The 16,583-nt window shown below is 72.2% G+C and carries 20 protein-coding genes; 16 read left to right on the top strand and 4 right to left on the bottom strand.

From position 1 onward, the window contains the following. Window positions 1-74: 74 nt before the first annotated feature. Window positions 75-716 (top strand): GNAT family N-acetyltransferase, encoded by a 642-nt coding sequence (locus VGN18_RS14830; RefSeq protein WP_327540479.1) that lies wholly within the window; start codon window positions 75-77, stop codon window positions 714-716. 40 nt (window positions 717-756) lie between these two features. Here VGN18_RS14830 and VGN18_RS14825 read toward each other — a convergent pair whose 3' ends face one another. Then, window positions 757-1,605 (bottom strand): class I SAM-dependent methyltransferase, encoded by an 849-nt coding sequence (locus VGN18_RS14825; RefSeq protein WP_327540478.1) that lies wholly within the window; start codon window positions 1,603-1,605, stop codon window positions 757-759. Between the two features lie 23 nt (window positions 1,606-1,628). Here VGN18_RS14825 and VGN18_RS14820 point away from each other — a divergent pair, with 23 nt between their 5' ends. After that, window positions 1,629-2,654 (top strand): UDP-N-acetylmuramate dehydrogenase, encoded by a 1,026-nt coding sequence (locus tag VGN18_RS14820; protein WP_327540477.1) that lies wholly within the window; start codon window positions 1,629-1,631, stop codon window positions 2,652-2,654. Between the two features lie 57 nt (window positions 2,655-2,711). Further along, window positions 2,712-3,218, top strand: coding sequence for a hypothetical protein (locus tag VGN18_RS14815; protein ID WP_327540476.1), 507 nt, complete (start codon window positions 2,712-2,714; stop codon window positions 3,216-3,218). On the opposite strand, the gene VGN18_RS14810 is transcribed toward VGN18_RS14815, so the two are convergent. Then, window positions 3,215-3,955: an SDR family NAD(P)-dependent oxidoreductase gene (locus tag VGN18_RS14810; RefSeq protein ID WP_327540475.1), complete on the bottom strand. Its 741-nt coding sequence runs from the start codon at window positions 3,953-3,955 to the stop codon at window positions 3,215-3,217. The genes VGN18_RS14815 and VGN18_RS14810 overlap by 4 nt on opposite strands. A 167-nt stretch (window positions 3,956-4,122) precedes the next feature. On the opposite strand from VGN18_RS14810, the gene mshA reads away from it, so the two are divergent. The 4 genes from mshA to VGN18_RS14790 are packed head-to-tail and all read left to right on the top strand — an operon-like array spanning window position 4,123 to window position 7,479. Continuing rightward, window positions 4,123-5,358, top strand: coding sequence for a D-inositol-3-phosphate glycosyltransferase (gene mshA / locus VGN18_RS14805; RefSeq protein ID WP_349259929.1), 1,236 nt, complete (start codon window positions 4,123-4,125; stop codon window positions 5,356-5,358). After that, window positions 5,355-5,843 carry a YbjN domain-containing protein gene (locus tag VGN18_RS14800; protein ID WP_327540473.1) on the top strand — a complete coding sequence of 163 codons (489 nt, stop codon included), beginning with the start codon at window positions 5,355-5,357 and terminating at the stop codon, window positions 5,841-5,843. The genes mshA and VGN18_RS14800 overlap by 4 nt, the downstream gene beginning before the upstream one ends. Beyond that, the gene (locus VGN18_RS14795) at window positions 5,843-6,718 is read left to right on the top strand and encodes an alpha/beta hydrolase (RefSeq protein ID WP_327540472.1); all 876 of its coding nucleotides are present in this window, start codon (window positions 5,843-5,845) and stop codon (window positions 6,716-6,718) included. The genes VGN18_RS14800 and VGN18_RS14795 overlap by 1 nt, the downstream gene beginning before the upstream one ends. A 17-nt stretch (window positions 6,719-6,735) precedes the next feature. Next, a complete protein-coding gene (locus VGN18_RS14790) occupies window positions 6,736-7,479 on the top strand; it encodes a phosphoglyceromutase (protein ID WP_327540471.1) in 744 nt (247 codons plus the stop codon). Here the strand turns inward: VGN18_RS14790 and phoU are convergent, their stop codons facing one another. Then, window positions 7,480-8,145 (bottom strand): phosphate signaling complex protein PhoU, encoded by a 666-nt coding sequence (gene phoU, locus VGN18_RS14785; RefSeq protein ID WP_327540470.1) that lies wholly within the window; start codon window positions 8,143-8,145, stop codon window positions 7,480-7,482. A 143-nt stretch (window positions 8,146-8,288) separates the two neighbouring features. On the opposite strand from phoU, the gene VGN18_RS14780 reads away from it, so the two are divergent. Both VGN18_RS14780 and VGN18_RS14775 read left to right on the top strand, forming a co-directional pair. Then, window positions 8,289-9,566: a sensor histidine kinase gene (locus VGN18_RS14780; RefSeq protein WP_327540469.1), complete on the top strand. Its 1,278-nt coding sequence runs from the start codon at window positions 8,289-8,291 to the stop codon at window positions 9,564-9,566. Beyond that, window positions 9,563-10,243 carry a response regulator transcription factor gene (locus VGN18_RS14775; RefSeq protein WP_327540468.1) on the top strand — a complete coding sequence of 227 codons (681 nt, stop codon included), beginning with the start codon at window positions 9,563-9,565 and terminating at the stop codon, window positions 10,241-10,243. Before VGN18_RS14780 ends, VGN18_RS14775 begins: the two co-directional genes overlap by 4 nt. A 121-nt stretch (window positions 10,244-10,364) precedes the next feature. On the opposite strand, the gene VGN18_RS14770 is transcribed toward VGN18_RS14775, so the two are convergent. Beyond that, window positions 10,365-11,195 carry a hypothetical protein gene (locus VGN18_RS14770; RefSeq protein WP_414655056.1) on the bottom strand — a complete coding sequence of 277 codons (831 nt, stop codon included), beginning with the start codon at window positions 11,193-11,195 and terminating at the stop codon, window positions 10,365-10,367. On the opposite strand from VGN18_RS14770, the gene VGN18_RS14765 reads away from it, so the two are divergent. The 7 genes from VGN18_RS14765 to VGN18_RS14735 all read left to right on the top strand — a co-directional run bounded on the left by VGN18_RS14765 (window position 11,194) and on the right by VGN18_RS14735 (window position 16,579). Continuing rightward, window positions 11,194-12,126 carry a Ppx/GppA phosphatase family protein gene (locus tag VGN18_RS14765; RefSeq protein ID WP_327540466.1) on the top strand — a complete coding sequence of 311 codons (933 nt, stop codon included), beginning with the start codon at window positions 11,194-11,196 and terminating at the stop codon, window positions 12,124-12,126. The genes VGN18_RS14770 and VGN18_RS14765 overlap by 2 nt on opposite strands. Before the next feature lie 28 nt (window positions 12,127-12,154). Then, a complete protein-coding gene (locus VGN18_RS14760; RefSeq protein WP_327540465.1) occupies window positions 12,155-13,003 on the top strand; it encodes a sugar phosphate isomerase/epimerase in 849 nt (282 codons plus the stop codon). 30 nt (window positions 13,004-13,033) lie between these two features. After that, a complete protein-coding gene (locus VGN18_RS14755; RefSeq protein ID WP_327540464.1) occupies window positions 13,034-13,978 on the top strand; it encodes a proline dehydrogenase family protein in 945 nt (314 codons plus the stop codon). A gap of 2 nt (window positions 13,979-13,980) precedes the next feature. Continuing rightward, window positions 13,981-14,784, top strand: a complete 804-nt coding sequence (gene proC, locus VGN18_RS14750) for a pyrroline-5-carboxylate reductase (RefSeq protein ID WP_327540463.1) — start codon at window positions 13,981-13,983, stop codon at window positions 14,782-14,784. Window positions 14,785-14,954: 170 nt separating this feature from the next. Next, window positions 14,955-15,200 carry a helix-turn-helix domain-containing protein gene (locus tag VGN18_RS14745; protein WP_327540462.1) on the top strand — a complete coding sequence of 82 codons (246 nt, stop codon included), beginning with the start codon at window positions 14,955-14,957 and terminating at the stop codon, window positions 15,198-15,200. Window positions 15,201-15,364: 164 nt separating this feature from the next. After that, window positions 15,365-15,463 carry a 30S ribosomal protein bS22 gene (locus VGN18_RS14740; RefSeq protein ID WP_012854759.1) on the top strand — a complete coding sequence of 33 codons (99 nt, stop codon included), beginning with the start codon at window positions 15,365-15,367 and terminating at the stop codon, window positions 15,461-15,463. Between the two features lie 66 nt (window positions 15,464-15,529). Further along, on the top strand, window positions 15,530-16,579 hold the full coding sequence (locus tag VGN18_RS14735; RefSeq protein WP_327540461.1) for an NAD-dependent epimerase/dehydratase family protein: 1,050 nt from the start codon (window positions 15,530-15,532) through the stop codon (window positions 16,577-16,579). The last annotated feature ends 4 nt before the right edge of the window (window positions 16,580-16,583 follow it).

Here is a 16,583-nt window from a genome sequence, read left to right as displayed (position 1 = left end):
TCGGGCGCCGACCCGTTGCGCGGACGTCGACCATTCGTCACGCGAGCGAAATGCGATGGTGTGAACGTTGCGTCATGGGGACAGAATCTTCCGCGAGAACGACCAACTGCGTCCGCACCCTGCCCGTCGGTGACCCCGGCGAGCCGCGGCGCACCGCCATCGACGAGCTCACCGAACTGGCCCGCCAGCCCTGGACGATGCGGGTCGGCCACCAGCCGGTCGTCGTCCGCCCGAGCACCGTGCGCGACCTCGCGGCGGTGGCCCAGATGCACCGCCGCTGCTCGGCCCGCTCGCTGCTCGACCGCTACCGCTCCGGCGGCCGCGCGCCGGCCGTCGCCGCGGTCGACCACCTGCTGCGCAATCCGCTCACCTTCGTCGTCGCCACGAACGACAACCGGATCGTGGCAACGGCGTCGTTGCAGCGCGACCCCGCGCACAACTTCCGCTGCGCCGAGGCGAGCCTGCTCGTCGAGGACGGGTGGCAGCGACGCGGCGTCGGGGGCGACCTGCTCACGCACCTCGCAGGGGTGGCCCAGGTGGCCGGATTCACCGAACTCATCGCCTACCCGGCGACCGCGATCCCGGCCGCCCAGCGGCTCATGATCGAGGTCGGTCGCACCCGGATGGTGCCCGACGTCGACGCCCACCTGCACACCTACCTGCCGGACGAGGCGACGCTCGGGCTGGGATCGGTGCGCCAGCGCCTCGCCGGCTGAGCCGCGGCCCATCTGGTCGACCCGGTCTCTCGAGCCTCGATCAAGGGTCGACCGGCGGGGAAGCGGTGACGGGGTCGACGGCCGACCAGGGCAACGTCAGCTCGCCGAACCGGGCGCGGGACGAGTCGACCGGCCAGCCCGCCCGGGCGAGCCCGGCGCAGGCCGCCATCCACCGCCGGCGCGGGCCGAAGGCCGACTCGGGCGCGGCGGCATCCCACGCCGCGTCGAACGCGGTCAGCAGGGCGTGGATCGGCTCGCCCGCGACGTTGCGGTGGATCAGCGCCTTGGGCAGCCGCTCGGCCAGATCTCCCGGCCGCTCGAGGGTGTCGACCCGGCAGGCGACGGTGAGGGTGCGGGGTCCGTCGGCGTCGAGCAGCACCCACCAGCCGCGCCGGCCCAGCTCGTCGCAGGTGCCCTCGACGATCAGCCCGCCCGGCGCGAGGCCGGCGCGCATCGTGGCCCAGGCGGCGAGCGCGGCGACCTCGTCGTACTGGCGCAGCACGTTGGCCGCCCGCACGAGCGCCGGCCGCTGCCCGGCCAGCTCGAAGCCGCCGCGGGCGAACGTCAGCCCGGGCGGATCGGCCGCCGGCAGCGCCGCGGCGACCCGGGCCGGGTCGATCTCCAACCCGAGCACCCGGACGTCGGGACGCACGCGTCGCAGCCGGCCGGCGAGCTCGATCGCGGTGATCGGGGTGGCGCCGTAGCCGAGATCGACGACGAGCGGATCGGCGGCGGCACGCAGCGCCGGACCCAGGGTGGCGGTGATCCAGTTGTCCATCCGACGCAGCCGGTTCGGGTTCGTGATGCCGCGGGTGGGCAGGCCGAGCGCCCGGGCCCGGCCGGCGGCGAGACGGGGGTTGGCCCGACGCGGGGTAGACGGGCGCTCCACGGCGCTCACGGTAGCGTCGCGCTGTGCCCGAACTGCTCGCCGACCTGACCACGCTGCGCCTCGGTGGCCCGGCGGCGCGGGTGGCGACGGCGGTCGGCACCGCCGAACTGGTCGAGCTGGTCCGCGACGCCGACGCCGCCGGCGACCCGGTGCTCATCGTGGGCGGCGGCAGCAACCTGGTCGTGTCCGACGACGGCTGGCCCGGTCTCGTCGTCCTCGTCCGCAGCCCCGGGCTGACCGCCGACGCCGACGAGTCCGGCGAGCACGTGCTCGTCACCGCCGAGGCCGGGGTGGTGTGGGATTCGCTCGTCGCCCAGTCCGTCGCCGAGGAGTGGTCCGGCCTGGCCTCGATGTCGGGCATCCCCGGGCTGACCGGCGCCACGCCGGTGCAGAACGTCGGCGCCTACGGCAGCGAGGTCGCCGACGTCATCAGCGGCCTCACCGTGCTCGACCGCCAGACCGGCGAGGTCGAGGCCTGGGGCCCGGAACGGTGCGGGTTCGGCTTCCGCACCAGCGCCTTCAAGCACACCGACCGCTACGTCGTCCTCGACGTCACCTTCCGGCTGCTCCGCTCGCCCGACGCGCCGCCGGTCCATTACCTCGAACTCGCCCGCCGGCTCGGGGTCGAGCCGGGCGATCCCGCGCCCTCGGCCGCGGTGCGCGACACCGTCCTGCTGCTGCGCGCCGGCAAGGGCATGGTGCTCGACGCCGCCGACCACGACACCTGGAGCGTCGGCTCGTTCTTCGTCAACCCCTTCGTGGCCCCCGGTGCCGTGCCGGACGGCTGCCCCAGCTGGGCGGTCGACGACCGGATCAAGCTCTCGGCGGCGTGGCTGATCGAGAACGCCGGCTTCGGCAAGGGTTTCGGCCTGGACGTCGGCCGCGGCAGCATCGCGCTGTCGACCAAGCACACCCTGGCCCTGACCAACCGGGGCGACGCGACGACCACCGAACTGCTCGAACTCGCCCGGGTCATCCGCGACGGCGTCGAGGCCCGCTTCGGCGTGCGGCTGCGCCCCGAGGCGCACCTGGTCGGCGTCGAGCTCTGAGCCGGCGGCGCCGAATCGCCGTTGAACTGTGATCGACCCTCGACGGATACTGCGCGCATGTCGCGCGCGTTCGGGCCCGTCGAACCCTGGGAGCAGGAGGTCCTGGGGTACGGCGAGCGGCTCCCCACCGGCAGCCGGGCCGACGTGCCCGACCCCGCCACCGGCGGTCCGCTGATCGTCGCCGGGCTGCTCACCGGCTTCGGCGCGGTGATCCCGTGGGCCCACATCCCGTCGCTGTCCCTCAGCCCGACCGGGGTCGGCATGGGGCTCGGCTGGGCCTACGTCTTCAGCGCGATCCTCGCCCTCGTCGCCGGGGGTTTCGTGCTCGCCCGGCGCGGTACGGCCGCCGCCGTCCTCGCCCTCGTCGTGGGTGCCCTGGAGTTCATCTTCAGCGTGCTCGCCGCGGCGTCGATCCCGGTCGACCAGGCCGCGCTGCACAACCTGACCCCCACCGACGTGTCGATCGGGGCCGGCCTGTGGCTGGCGATGGGCGGCACCGCGCTCACGCTGCTCGCGGCCTCGCTCGCCCTGGCCCGCCGCAACACCGAGCCGGCCGGGCGTTAGCCGCGCGCGACCTTGTGCGGCGCCGCCTGGGCCAGCGGCTTCACGACCAGCAGGTCGATGTTGACGTGGGCCGGACGGGTGACCACGAACGCGATCGTGTCGGCGATGTCGTCGGCGGTGAGCGGGTGCTCGACGCCGGCGTAGACCTTGGCGGCGGCGGCCCGGTCGCCCCGCAGGCGGACCAGCGAGAACTCCTCGGTGTGCACCATGCCGGGTGCCACCTCGCTGACGCGGACCGGGCGCCCGTTGAGCTCGAGCCGCAACGTCTCGACCAGCGCGGCGGCCCCGTGCTTCGCCGCCGTGTAGCCCGCCCCGCCCTCGTAGACGAGGTGCCCGGCGATCGACCCGGTGACGACCACGTGACCACCGGCGCCGTTCTCCAGCGCCGGCAGCAGCGCCTGCGTCACCCGCAGCACGCCGAGCACGTTCGTGTCGAACATCGCCTGCCAGTCGGCCGGGTCGGCCCGCTCGATCGGCTCGACCCCGATCGCGCCGCCGGCGTTGTTCACCAACACCGCGACGTCGTCGAGCGAGGCGGCGAGTGCGGCCACCGACTCCGGATCGGTCACGTCCAGCGTCACCGCGGTGATGTTGGGGGCCGAGGCGGCCAGTTCGTCCAACCGGTCCCGGCGGCGGGCCGCGGCCACGACGTCATATCCCTCGGCGGCGAGCCGCCGGGCCGTCGCCGCCCCGATGCCACTGCTCGCCCCGGTCACGACTGCGGTTCCGTTCGCCATGCCCTCGATTCTGCGCCCCCGCCGTTCCGGCATGATCCTGGGTAGGGGACGGGATGAACCGGGGGCCTGCGCGCGTTGCGCCCTGGGCGCATCCGGCCCGCAACTTCGGCGGAAGGACGACGGTGACGCTGAGCGCTGGTCCTGACCGCACCCTGCACCGGGTCGCGATGCTCAGCGTGCACACGTCGCCGCTCGATGCCCCGGGCGGCGGCGACGCGGGCGGCATGAACGTCTACATCGTCGAGACCGCCCGGCGGCTGGCCGAGCGCGGCGTCGAGGTCGAGATCTTCACCCGGGCCACCTCGAGCGAGCAGCCGCCGATCGTCGACCTCTGCCCGGGCGTGCACGTGCGGCACGTCACCGCCGGGCCGTTCGAGGGGCTGGCCAAGGGCGACCTCCCGGCCCAACTCTGCGCGTTCACCGCCGGCGTGATGCGGGCCGAGGTGCATCACGAGCCCGGCTGGTACGACGTCATCCACTCGCACTACTGGCTCTCCGGCCAGGTCGGCTGGCTCGCCCGCGAGCGCTGGGGCGTCCCGCTCGTCCACTCGGCCCACACGCTGGCCAAGGTGAAGAACCTGCTGCTGGCCGAGGGCGACGACCCCGAGCCGCGCGCCCGCGTGATCGGTGAGGAGCAGGTGGTCGCCGAGGCCGACCGGCTCATCGCGCCCACCGCCGACGAGGCCGACGAGCTGATCCGCCTCTACGACGCCGCGCCGTCGTCCGTGCGCACGGTGGCCCCGGGCGTCGACCTGGAGATGTTCGTGCCGGGCGAGGCGACTGCGGCACGGCGCCGGCTCGGCCTGCGCGAGGACGCGCTGACCCTGCTGTTCGTCGGCCGGATCCAGCCGCTCAAGGCCCCCGACGTGTTGCTGCGGGCGGCTGCCCTGCTGCGCCAGGACCCCGCGCTCGTCGACCGCCTCCAGGTCGTCGTGCTGGGCGCCCCGAGCGGATCGGGGCTGGTGCACCCGCAGCTACTCGAGTCGCTGCGCGACGAGCTGGACCTGCGCGACGTCGTCCAGTTCCGCCCACCCGCCGCGCGCGAGATCGTCGCCGACTACTACCGGGCGGCCGACATCACCGTCGTCCCCAGCTACAACGAATCGTTCGGACTCGTGGCGCTGGAATCGCAGGCCTGCGGCACCCCGGTCGTGGCCGCCGCGGTGGGCGGGCTGACAACGGCCGTCGCCGACGACGTTTCCGGCGTGCTGGTCGACGGGCACGATCCCCAGCTGTGGGCGAAGGTGCTGGCCGACCTGCTGCGCACCCCGGCCTATCTCGCGCGGCTCGCCGGCGGGGCGCGGGCGCACGCCGAACGGTTCTCCTGGGACCGGACGGCCGACGGCCTGCTCGGCGCGTACCGCGAGGCCATCGACGACTTCGGCACACAGGAGAGCGCATGACGGTCACCGACACCATCGAGGCGGCGCTGAAGGAGCAGGACCTCGAGTGGCAGCGGCTCGACGACCTCACCTTCGCCGTCGCGCTGCCGGGGGAGAAGCGGCTCAGGACCGCCTGCATCCTCACCGTCGGTGCGCACGCGCTCGCCGTCGAGGCGTTCGTCATGCGCGCGCCCGACGAGAACCGTGAGCAGGTCTACGCGTGGCTGCTGCAGCGCAACACCCGCATGTACGCGGTGTCGTGGGCGATCGACTCCGCCGGCGACGTGTACCTGACCGGGCGGGTGCCGCTCGCCTCCGTCGATGCCGACGAGCTCGACCGCATCCTCGGCAGCGTGCTCGAGTACGCCGACGGGTCGTTCAACGTGCTGCTGGAGATGGGCTTCGGCTCGTCGATCCGGCGCGAGTGGGCGTGGCGGGTCAAGAACGACCAGCCCCTGGCCAATCTCGCCGCGTTCGCTGACTTCGCGCAGCGTCCGGCCGACTGATGTTCGACGGGTTCGAGACGCGCGACGTCGAGGTCGACGGGGTGCGCGTGCACGCCCGCATCGGCGGTGCGGGGGCACCGCTCCTGCTGCTGCACGGCTACCCGCAGACGCACGCGATGTGGCACGAACTCGCGCCGCGGCTCGCCCGCGACCACACCGTCGTCGTGCCCGACCTGCGGGGCTACGGCGATTCGGGCAAGCCGGCGGCCGGACCCGACCACGCCGAGTACGGCAAGCGGGCGATGGCCCACGACGTCGCCGGGCTGATGACCGAACTGGGCTTCGACACCTTCGCCGCGGCCGGGCACGACCGCGGCGCCCGGGTGCTGCACCGGCTCGCCCTCGACCACCCCGACCGCGTGACCCGCGCCGCGGTGCTCGACATCGTCCCGACCCGGCACCTGTTCGCGAACGTCGACCGTGACTTCGCGACGATCTACTACCACTGGTTCTTCCTGGCCCAGGCCGCCCCGCTGCCGGAACGGCTTATCGGCGGCGACCCGGAGTGGTTCCTGCGCGAGAAGCTGAAGCGCTGGTCGGCCGTCCCCGACAGCTTCGCCGCCGAGGCGGTCTACGAGTACGTGCGCTGCTTCTCCGATCCGGCGGCGATCGCCGCGAGCTGCGAGGACTACCGGGCCGGCGCGTCGATCGACCTCGTGCACGACGACGCCGACGCCGCGGCCGGCAACCTGGTCCGCTGCCCGCTGCTGGTCGTGTGGGGCGAGCGTGGCTTCGTCGGGCAGAAGTACGAGGTGCTCGACGTCTGGCGCGAGTACGCCACCGACGTCCGCGGCGCGAGCCTCGACTGCGGGCACTTCGTGGTCGAGGAGGACCCGGCCGGTTCGGCCGAGGTGCTGATTCCGTTCTTCGCCTGATCCGGCAGGATGGCCCCATGGCGACCCTTGTGCTGCTCCGTCACGGCGAGAGCGACTGGAACCAGAAGAACCTCTTCACCGGCTGGGTCGACGTCGACCTGACCGCCAAGGGCGAGGCCGAGGGCACGCGCGGCGGCGAGCTGCTGGCCGAGGCCGGGCTGCTGCCCGACGTGCTGCACACCTCGCTGCTGCGCCGTGCGATCCGCACCGCCAACCTGGCGCTCGACGCGGCCGACCGGCACTGGATCCCGGTGCGCCGCTCGTGGCGCCTCAACGAGCGCCACTACGGCGCGCTGCAGGGCAAGGACAAGGCGGCGGTCCGCGACAAGTACGGCGACGAGCAGTTCATGCTCTGGCGCCGCTCGTACGACACCCCGCCGCCGGTGCTCGATGACTCCGACGAGTTCAGCCAGGCGCACGATCCGCGCTACGGCGACCTGCTCGAGACGCTGCCCCGCACCGAGTGCCTGAAGGACGTCGTCGGCCGGATGCTGCCGTACTGGTACGACGCGATCGTGCCGGACCTGCGCCGCAACGGGGTCGTGCTCGTCACGGCGCACGGCAACTCGCTGCGCGCGTTGGTCAAGCACCTTGACGGATTGTCGGACGACGCCGTGGTCGGGCTGAACATCCCGACGGGTATCCCGCTGCACTACGACCTGGACGACGCGACGCTGCGGCCGACCGGGCCGGGCACCTACCTCGACCCCGAGGCGGCGGCCGAGGCGATCACCGCCGTGGCCAACCAGGGCAAGAAGTAGCTAGCGGGGCGGCGCGGCGTTCGGCACCGGACGCTCGCCCGTCACGATGAAGATCGTGCGGCGGGCGACGGCGACCGCGTGGTCGGCGTAGCGCTCGTAGTAGCGGCCGAGCAGGGTCATGTCGATCGCGGCCTCGGTGCCGTGCGACCACCGCGGTGACAGCACGAGGGTGAACAGCTTGCGGCGCAGGGCGTCCATCGAGTCGTCCTCGGCCTCGATGGCCTGGGCGAGCGAGATGTCGCGGCCCTCGACGACGTCGGCGACCTTGCGTACCAGCGACAGCGCGACCTCACCCATCTGGGCGATGACGTCGCGGGCCTCGTCGGGCACCGCGGTCTCGGGGAAGCGCAGCCGGGCGATCTTGGCGACGTGCAGGGCCAGATCGCCCATGCGCTCGAGGTCGGCGACGAGGTGCAGCGTGGTGATGAGGACCCGCAGGTCGGTGGCCACCGGCTGCTGGCGGGCAATCATCTGGAACGCGCGGTCCTCGAGATCGACGCGCAGGGCGTCGACCTTCACATCGGCCTCGATCACGGCCTCGGCGGTCGCGAGATCGGCATCGAGCAGCGCGCCGGTTCCCCGCTCCATCGCCACGGCGACGAGTCGGATCATCTCGGCGACGCCGGCTCCGATCTCGTCCAGCTCGTCATGGAAAACGTCACGCATGAATTCGACCCTCCGATGGGCGGGCAACGGCACTGTGCTCACGGCGTGAACGTCGCCGGTCGTCCAGGTGAACAGCGGATGACCGCACCGTCGCCCCCTTCTGTCGTGCCGGTCCAGTCCGTGTCCGGCACTACCATCATGACGTGCCCTGGTCAGGGATCGTCGTCGCGATCATCGCGCTCGCTGTCGGTGGGGCGCTCGGATTCGCGTTCTCCCGCGCCGGCGCGGGTCGTCCCGTCGGCGCGGCGGGCGAGCCGGCGGCGGCCGAGACGCCGACCCGCCGCCGCGAATCGCAGCCGCTCGCCTCGCTCGTGGTCGAGGCCCTCGACCACGGGGTGGTCGTGCTCGACCGCGAGGAACGCGCGGTCCTGGTGAATCCGGCCGCGCGGGCGATGGGCATCCTCGACGTCAGCTCGCTGGCCTTCCCGGGCCTGGTCAGCCTCGCCCGCAACGCCCTCGAGTCCGGTGAGCACCTGCAGGCCGCGGTCGACCTGCCGATGAGCCGGCTCGGCCGCGAACCTATCGCGCTCGCGGTCAACTGCGTGCCGCTGCCCGGTCACGACGGCCGGGTCGCCGCGGTGTGCCTGCTGCTCGCCGACGTCAGCGAGCAGCGCCGCCTGGAAGCCGTCCGGCGCGACTTCGTGGCGAACGTCTCACACGAGCTGAAGACGCCGGTCGGCGCGTTGACGCTGCTGGCCGAGGCGATCCAGGACGCCGCCGACGACCCCGAGGCGGTCAACCGGTTCGCCGGCCGCATCCAGCACGAGGGCGCCCGCCTGGCCAAGCTCGTCGGGGAGCTTATGGAGCTGTCCCGCGTGCAGGGCGCCGATCCGATGCCGGGCGCGACCGAGGTGGCCGTGCACGATCTCGTCGCCGAGGCGATCGAACGCACCCGGCTGGCCGCGGAGCAGGCCTCGATCACCGTCACCGCGTCGTGCGCCGACGACGTGCGGGTGCGCGGCAACAAGGCGCAGCTCGCCACCGCGGTGGCCAACCTGGTCGACAACGCGATCGCCTACAGCGGCAGCAACACGCGGGTGGCGCTCACCGTGCGGGCCTCGACCGACGACGACGCGCGGCCCACCGTCGACATCGCGGTCACCGACCAGGGCATCGGCATCGCCGACGCCGACCGCGACCGGATCTTCGAGCGCTTCTACCGCGTCGACCCGGCCCGGTCGCGGGCCACGGGCGGTACCGGCCTCGGCCTCGCGATCGTCAAGAACATCGTCACCAATCACCTCGGCACGGTGTCGGTCTGGAGTGTCAGCGGCTCCGGGTCGACATTCACCATCCGGTTACCGCGCGTTCACTCGGGTGGGTCATCGTCCCCTCGGATCGACGACGCCGGCACCGATGCCGCCGGACTTCTCGTCCACTCGAGCGAGTCGAACACGTTCACCGATGGAGGCGTCGCATGACGCGAGTCCTGGTCGTCGAGGACGAGGAGTCCTTCTCCGACGCGCTGTCCTACATGCTGCGACGGGAGGGATACGAGGTCGAGGTCGCCGCGACCGGCGTGGAGGCACTCACCGCCTTCGAGCGCAGCGGCGCCGACCTCGTACTGCTCGACCTGATGCTGCCCGGCCTCTCCGGCACCGAGGTGTGTCGCGAGCTGCGCAGCCGCTCGCACGTGCCGATCATCATGGTCACCGCCCGCGACTCCGAGGTCGACAAGGTCGTCGGCCTCGAGCTCGGCGCCGACGACTACGTGACCAAGCCGTTCTCCTCCCGCGAGCTCGTCGCCCGCATCCGGGCCGTGCTGCGCCGCGGCGCCGAGCCCGAGGAGCTCATGCTCAACGTGGTCGAGGCCGGCCCGGTGCGCATGGACGTCGAGCGGCACGTCGTCAGCGTCGACGGCCAGCAGGTGGCCCTGCCGCTGAAGGAGTTCGACCTGCTCGAGCTGCTGCTGCGCAACGCCGGCCGGGTGCTCACCCGCGGCCAGCTGATCGACCGCGTCTGGGGGGCCGACTACGTCGGTGACACCAAGACCCTCGACGTCCACGTCAAGCGCCTGCGCGCCAAGATCGAGCCCGATCCGGCCAACCCCAAGTACCTGGTCACCGTGCGGGGCCTCGGCTACAAGTTCGAGAGCTGACCCGCGCCCTCCACTGAGCCGCCGCCCCTGCCCGGTGAGTGGCGACTTCTGCGTTGAGTGGCGACAACCTACGCGCCACCCAACGATCTACTCGCCACTCAACGGGCAGGGGCGGCGGACTTCAGCGTTTCGCTTGCGCCTTGGCGGTGGCCGGGTGCACCGCGACCAATCCCAGCTTCAGGCGCTTGGCGCAGATCGAGCTCAGCTCGTCGTAGGCCTTGTCGCCGATGAGGGCGGCGAGCTCGGGTCCGTAGGAGAGGTACATCGGCTCGCCGCCGACGTGGGCCTCCGGTGACGACGTGCAGTACCAGTCGAGGTCGTGGCCGCCCTCGCCCCAGCCGCGGCGATCGAACTCGGCGAGGGTCGAGCGCAGGATGCGGGTGCCGTCGGGGCGGTCGATCCACTCCTGCTCGCGGCGTACCGGCAGCTGCCAGCAGACCTCGGGCTTGGTCTCGAGCGGGTTGAGTCCCTTGCGCAGCGCGAGCCCGTGCAGCGCGCAACCGATGCCGCCGGGGTGCCCTTCGCGGTTGGCGAAGATGCAGGCGCCGTCGACGGTGCGGGTCTTGCGCCGCTTCTCGTCGTCGTCGGGCACCTTCTCCATGATGTGCAGCCTGGTCCGGCCGTCCTTGCCGGGGCGGTGGCCCTCGTCGTAGAGCTGCCAGTCGTCGCGAGTGAGTTCGGCGGCGAAGCGCTTCGTCCGCCTCTCGTCGTCGGAGTCGGACAGGTACGCGCCGTGGTTGCAGCAACCGGTCGACGCCTGCCCCTCGATGGTGCCGTGACAGCCCTTGCCGAAGATGCAGGTCCAGCGCGAGCACAACCAGGTGAGGTCAGCGCGGATCAGGTGGGATTCGTCGGCGGGATCGTTGAACTCGATCCACTCCCGGGGAAAGTCCAGGGAAACCTCGCGCTGCGGCACGTGTCGAGGGTACGAGACGAATACCCTTCCCCCCATGAGGCTCGGGGTTCTGGACGTGGGGTCGAACACCGTGCACCTGCTGGTGGTCGACGCGCACCGTGGTGCCGAGCCGACGCCGCAGCTGTCGCACAAGTCCGAGCTGCGCCTGGCCGAGCACATCGATCGCGACGGTGATCTGAGCAAGGCGGGCGCCGATGCCCTCGTCGAGGCCGCGATCTCGGCCAAGCAGGAGGCCGAACAGCTCGGCTGCGACGAGCTGATGGGCTTCGCGACCTCGGCCGTGCGCGATGCCGGTAACAGCGCCCGGGTGCTGAAGCGGGTCGCCAAGGAGGCCGAGGTCCCGCTCAGCGTCCTGTCGGGTGAGGACGAGTCGCGGCTGACGTTCCTCGCCGTGCGCCGCTGGCTCGGCTGGAGCGCGGGCAACCTGATCTGCCTGGACATCGGCGGCGGCTCCCTCGAGCTCGCCGCGGGCGCCGACGAGGACCCGCGCCTCGCGCACTCGCTGCCGCTCGGTGCCGGTCGGCTGACCCGCGACTGGTTCACCGACGACCCGCCGTCGAAGTCGCAGGTCGCGGCGCTGCGTGAGTACGTCACCGGGATGCTCGCCGTACCGGTGAAGGAGCTGCTCGAACCGGGCCCGCCCGATCGCGTCGTCGCCACCAGCAAGACGTTCCGCACGCTGGCCCGGCTGGCCGGCGCCGCACCGAGCTCGGCCGGCCCGCGCACCCGCCGCGTGCTCTCGCGCACCGGCCTCACCCAGGTCACCTCGTTCATCTCGCGCATGGCGTCGGCCGACCTGGCCGAGCTCGACGGCGTGAGCGTCGGCCGGGCCCACCAGACCCTCGCCGGCGCCGTCGTCGCCGCCGCCGCGATGGACGCGCTCGAGGTCACCGAACTCGAGCTGTGCCCCTGGGCGCTGCGCGAGGGTGTGATCCTGCGCCGCCTCGACTGGCTCGATGCCGGCTGATCAGCGTCCACGGGCTAATCTCCCGGCCATGAGGCCCGACGGATCCCCGGCACTGCAGCCCAGTGGAGCCAAGGTCGGGCTGTCGACGGCCTCGGTCTACCCCGAGTCGACGGCGGTGGCGTTCGAGCTCGCGGCCAAGGTGGGCTACGACGGCGTCGAGGTCATGGTCTGGACCGATCCGGTCAGCCAGGACCCCTACGCGCTGCAACGCCTCTCGCAGCACTACCAGGTGCCGATCCTGGCCGTGCATTCCCCGTGCCTCATCGTCACCCAGCGGGTCTGGTCGACCGATCCGTGGGTGCGGCTGCAGAAGGCCCAGTTCGCCGCCGAGCTGCTGGGGGCGCAGACGGTCGTCGTGCACCCGCCGTTCCGCTGGCAGCGCGACTACGCGCGCCACTTCCGCAAGGGCATCCAGCGCATGGCCGGCGAGACCGACGTCCGCTTCGCCGTCGAGAACATGTTCCCGCTGCGGGTGCGCGGGCGCGAGGTGTCGGCCTACCAGCCGAGCTGGGACGTCGCCGCCGACGAGCCGTACCGGGACTTCACCCTCGACCTATCCCACTCGGCCGTCTCGAAGTCCGACGCGCTCGACATGCTCGAGACGATGGGCGATCGGCTGACCCACCTGCACATCGCCGACGGCACCGGGCTGCCGAAGGACGAGCACCTCGTGCCCGGACGCGGCACGCAGCCCTGCGCCGAGGTGCTCGAGCGGCTGGCCGCCCGCCGGTTCGACGGGCACGTGATCGTCGAGATCAACACCCGCCGCGCGCTCGACCGCGCCGAGCGCGAGGCCGACCTCGCCGAGGCCCTCGCCTACTGCCGGCTGCACCTCGTCGCCCCGCAGGTCGCGCCGCACCCGGGCGACCGCGCGTAAGCCCTCCGCGGCCCGCACTAGCCTGTGGTCATGCTGCGCGAAGCAATCCTGGCGGCCGCCCGCAACGGGCGCATCGAGAGTGTCGTCACCCACGCCCCGGTCTCGCGCTCGGTCGTGCGCCGCTTCGTCGGTGGCGCCGACACCGCGGCGGCGGTCGAGGCCACGCGGAGCCTGCTGGCCGACGGCCTCACCGTCACCCTCGACCACCTCGGCGAGGACACCACCGATCGTGCGCAGGCCGACTCCGTCGCCGCCGCCTACTTCGAGCTGCTCACCGCGCTCGACACCGCCGGGCTGACCGGCCGGCTCGGAATGCTGAACTCCAAGACCGAGGTCAGCGTGAAGCTCAGCGCCGTGGGTCAGGCCCTCGGGGCCGACGGCGAGAAGATCGCGCTCGAGCACGCGCGGGCCATCTGCGCCGCGGCCCGCGCGGTGAACGCGACGGTCACCCTCGACATGGAGGACCACACCACCACCGACTCGACCTTGGAGATCCTGCGCCAGCTGCGGGTCGACTTCCCCGAGACCGGCGCCGTGCTGCAGGCCTACCTGCGCCGGACCGAGACCGACTGCCGCGACCTCGCTCACGCCGGCAGTCGGGTGCGGCTGTGCAAGGGCGCCTACAACGAACCCGAGTCGGTCGCGTTCACCAAGCGCATCGACGTCGACAGGTCCTACGTCCGCTGCGCCAACGCGTTGCTGGCCGGTGACGGCTACCCGATGTTCGCCACCCACGACCCGCGACTGGTCGAGATCCTCGAGGACCGCGCGCAGCACTACGGCAAGACCGACTTCGAGATGCAGATGCTCTACGGCATCCGCCCCGACGAGCAGCGCCGCCTGGCCGCAGCCGGTCACCAGGTCCGGATCTACCTGCCCTACGGCGCCCAGTGGTACGGCTACCTGATGCGCCGGCTGGCCGAACGCCCGGCGAACCTGACGTTCTTCGCCCGCGCCCTCGCGACGAAAGGCTGAGCATGACGACGATCGCGATCCTCGGCGGCGGAAAGATCGGCGAGGCGCTGCTGTCCGGGCTGTTGCGCGGCGAGCGCAGCGCCGAGGACATCGTCGTCAGCGAGAAGTACCCGGAGCGGGCGAAGTACCTCGCCGGGCGCTTCGGGGTCCGCTGCCTCGAACTGGCCGACGCGGTCGCGGCGGCGTCGACCCTGATCGTCGCCGTGAAGCCGCAGGACATCGACGCCCTCCTCGCGCAGGTGGCGCCGGTGATCGGGGGCGATCACCTCGTCGTCTCGGTCGCGGCCGGCATCACCACGGCGCACATCGAGGCCCGGCTGCCCGCCGGCGTCGCGGTGGTGCGGTGCATGCCGAACACCCCGGCGCTGGTCGACGAGGCGATGACCGCGGTCGCGGCCGGGGCGCACGCCGACGACGCCCACCTCGAACTCGCCGAGTCCCTGCTCGGCGCGGTCGGCAAGGTGGCCCGGGTGCCCGAATCGCAGCTCGACGCTGTCACCGCGTTGTCCGGCTCGGGTCCGGCCTACTTCTTCTTCCTGGTCGAGGCGATGATCGACGCCGGCATCCTCCTCGGCCTGCCCCGGACCCTCGCCGCCGAGCTGATCGTGCAGACCGCCATCGGCTCGGCCGTCATGCTGCGCGACTCCGGCGAGCACCCCGTCCAGCTGCGCGAGGCCGTCACCAGCCCCGGCGGCACCACCATCATGGCGATCCGCGAGCTCGAGGTGCACGGCGTCCGGGCCGCCCTCCTGGCCGCGATCGAGGCCGCCGCGCGCCGCTCGGCCGAGCTCGGAGCCGCCGAATGACCCGCCTTCGGCCGAAAACCGCGGAATGAAGCGCGGTTTCGCTGATTTCGGTACCGCTCAGCTATCGCATAGGCCCCACGAGTACCGCTAGTCTCAACTCAGCACGTGCGTGTCCCGTTCGTCGGTGGGGAAGCCGACGCACCGACACGTGCCGAAGGTGTCGGTGACGCATGTCCGCCAAACGTTCTGACGGAGAGAAGGAGCCGGCCGGGATCCGCCCGGTCGAACCTGCCCTCTCCGATGTGAAGTTCTTGACCGTCGCCGAAGTCGCGGCGGTCATGAGGGTCTCCAAGATGACCGTGTATCGCATGGTGCACGCCGCCGAGCTGCCCGCCGTGCGCGTCGGCCGCTCGTTCCGCGTGCCCGAGCAGGCGGTCCACGACTACCTCCGCGACGCCTTCATAGAGGCGGGTTAGTTCTTGTCTGCCGGGCGGGCTCTTCGCGCGAGCGCTCATCGCGTTCGTGGTCATCGCCCGACAGGCGGCCACCCGCTACGGGTAAGCTTGGCCGGTCCGGCGCAGACGTCGGACTCCGACTCCACTACGCCCGGATCTCGCGGGCGATCGACGAGGTTCTGAGCATGGGTTCTGTCATCAAGAAGCGGCGCAAGCGGATGGCGAAGAAGAAGCACCGCAAGCTGCTGAAGAAGACGCGCGTCCAGCGTCGCAACAAGAAGTAAGCGACCCGCTCAGCGATTCGTCCCGCCGCCGCCCGGCTCCCGGGCGGCGTGCGGCACACTCCCACCATGGTCGGCGTCGTTCTGATCACCGGCGTGAGCCGGTTCCTGGGTGGCCGGTTGGCGGCCCAGCTGGCGGCCGACCCTGCGGTCGAGCGGGTCATCGGCATCGACTCCACGCCGCCGCGCACGGCTGATCTGCCGCATCTCGGTCGCACCGAATTCGTGCGCGCCGACATCCGCAATCCGCTGATCGCCAAGGTGGTCACGCAGGCCCGGGTGACGACCGTCGTGCACGCTGCGCTGATGGCCTCGCCCCGCGCGATGGGCGGGCGCCTGCCGATGCAGGAGATGAACGTCATCGGGACGATGCAACTCCTCGCTGCGTGCCAGAAGTCCGAGACGGTGCAGCGCGTCGTGCTGAAGTCGACGACCGCGGTGTACGGCTGCGGACCGTCCGACCCGGCGGTGTTCACCGAGGAGATGCATCCGGTCGACGGCGGACAGGTCGGCTACGCCAAGGACGCCGTCGAGGTCGAGGGCTTCGTGCGCGGGTTCGCCCGGCGCCGCCCTGACATCGATGTCAGCGTGCTGCGCCTGACCAACCTCATCGGCCCGACTGTCGACACCGCCCTCACCCGCTACCTGCGCATGCCGGTCGTGCCCAGCGTTGTCGGCTTCGACCCGCGCCTGCAGTTCCTGCACGAGGTCGATGCCGTCGAGACGTTGCGGCTCGCGACCGTGAGCGCTCGCCCGGGCGTGTTCAACGTGGCCGGCTACGGGGTGATGCCGCTCTCGCAGATCACCCGCCGCGCCGGGAAGCTGCGCGTGCCCGTGCCGGGCCCGCTGATCGGGCTGGCCGGCTCCCTCGTGCGCAACAGCGGCGTCGCCGAGGTCACGGCCGAGGAGGCGCGCTACCTGGCCTACGGCCGAGCCGTCGACACCAGCGCGCTGCGGCAGCAGTTCGGCTACACCCCGCGCTACTCGACCGCCGCCGCGCTCGACTCCTTCCTCGCCGGCCAGCGACGCCTGACCGGCCTGCTGCGGGCCGGCCTCGGCGTAGGGTCGGAACTGCTGCAGGCGCGGCGCGAGCGCGGAATCGCGATCCACGGTGCCTGACCGG

The organism is Jatrophihabitans sp., assembly GCF_036000465.1.
Lineage (GTDB): Bacteria > Actinomycetota > Actinomycetes > Mycobacteriales > Jatrophihabitantaceae > Jatrophihabitans.
The sequence above is the reverse complement of the archived record's forward strand: the minus strand, read 5'-3'. Positions and strand labels throughout refer to the sequence as shown.

Excerpts from the sequence above, each read along its gene's own strand:
- VGN18_RS14755 (WP_327540464.1), top strand. The coding sequence starts at position 13,034 with ATGCTGCGCGAAGCAATCCTGGCGGCCGCCCGCAACGGGCGCATCGAG.
- VGN18_RS14830 (WP_327540479.1), top strand. The coding sequence starts at position 75 with ATGGGGACAGAATCTTCCGCGAGAACGACCAACTGCGTCCGCACCCTG.
- VGN18_RS14760 (WP_327540465.1), top strand. The coding sequence starts at position 12,155 with ATGAGGCCCGACGGATCCCCGGCACTGCAGCCCAGTGGAGCCAAGGTC.
- VGN18_RS14790 (WP_327540471.1), top strand. The coding sequence starts at position 6,736 with ATGGCGACCCTTGTGCTGCTCCGTCACGGCGAGAGCGACTGGAACCAG.
- VGN18_RS14810 (WP_327540475.1), bottom strand. The coding sequence starts at position 3,955 with ATGGCGAACGGAACCGCAGTCGTGACCGGGGCGAGCAGTGGCATCGGG.
- VGN18_RS14735 (WP_327540461.1), top strand. The coding sequence starts at position 15,530 with ATGGTCGGCGTCGTTCTGATCACCGGCGTGAGCCGGTTCCTGGGTGGC.
- VGN18_RS14815 (WP_327540476.1), top strand. The coding sequence starts at position 2,712 with ATGTCGCGCGCGTTCGGGCCCGTCGAACCCTGGGAGCAGGAGGTCCTG.
- VGN18_RS14770 (WP_414655056.1), bottom strand. The coding sequence starts at position 11,195 with ATGGGGGGAAGGGTATTCGTCTCGTACCCTCGACACGTGCCGCAGCGC.
- VGN18_RS14765 (WP_327540466.1), top strand. The coding sequence starts at position 11,194 with ATGAGGCTCGGGGTTCTGGACGTGGGGTCGAACACCGTGCACCTGCTG.
- VGN18_RS14795 (WP_327540472.1), top strand. The coding sequence starts at position 5,843 with ATGTTCGACGGGTTCGAGACGCGCGACGTCGAGGTCGACGGGGTGCGC.
- mshA (WP_349259929.1), top strand. The coding sequence starts at position 4,123 with ATGCTCAGCGTGCACACGTCGCCGCTCGATGCCCCGGGCGGCGGCGAC.
- phoU (WP_327540470.1), bottom strand. The coding sequence starts at position 8,145 with ATGCGTGACGTTTTCCATGACGAGCTGGACGAGATCGGAGCCGGCGTC.
- VGN18_RS14800 (WP_327540473.1), top strand. The coding sequence starts at position 5,355 with ATGACGGTCACCGACACCATCGAGGCGGCGCTGAAGGAGCAGGACCTC.
- VGN18_RS14740 (WP_012854759.1), top strand. The coding sequence starts at position 15,365 with ATGGGTTCTGTCATCAAGAAGCGGCGCAAGCGGATGGCGAAGAAGAAG.
- VGN18_RS14775 (WP_327540468.1), top strand. The coding sequence starts at position 9,563 with ATGACGCGAGTCCTGGTCGTCGAGGACGAGGAGTCCTTCTCCGACGCG.
- proC (WP_327540463.1), top strand. The coding sequence starts at position 13,981 with ATGACGACGATCGCGATCCTCGGCGGCGGAAAGATCGGCGAGGCGCTG.
- VGN18_RS14745 (WP_327540462.1), top strand. The coding sequence starts at position 14,955 with ATGTCCGCCAAACGTTCTGACGGAGAGAAGGAGCCGGCCGGGATCCGC.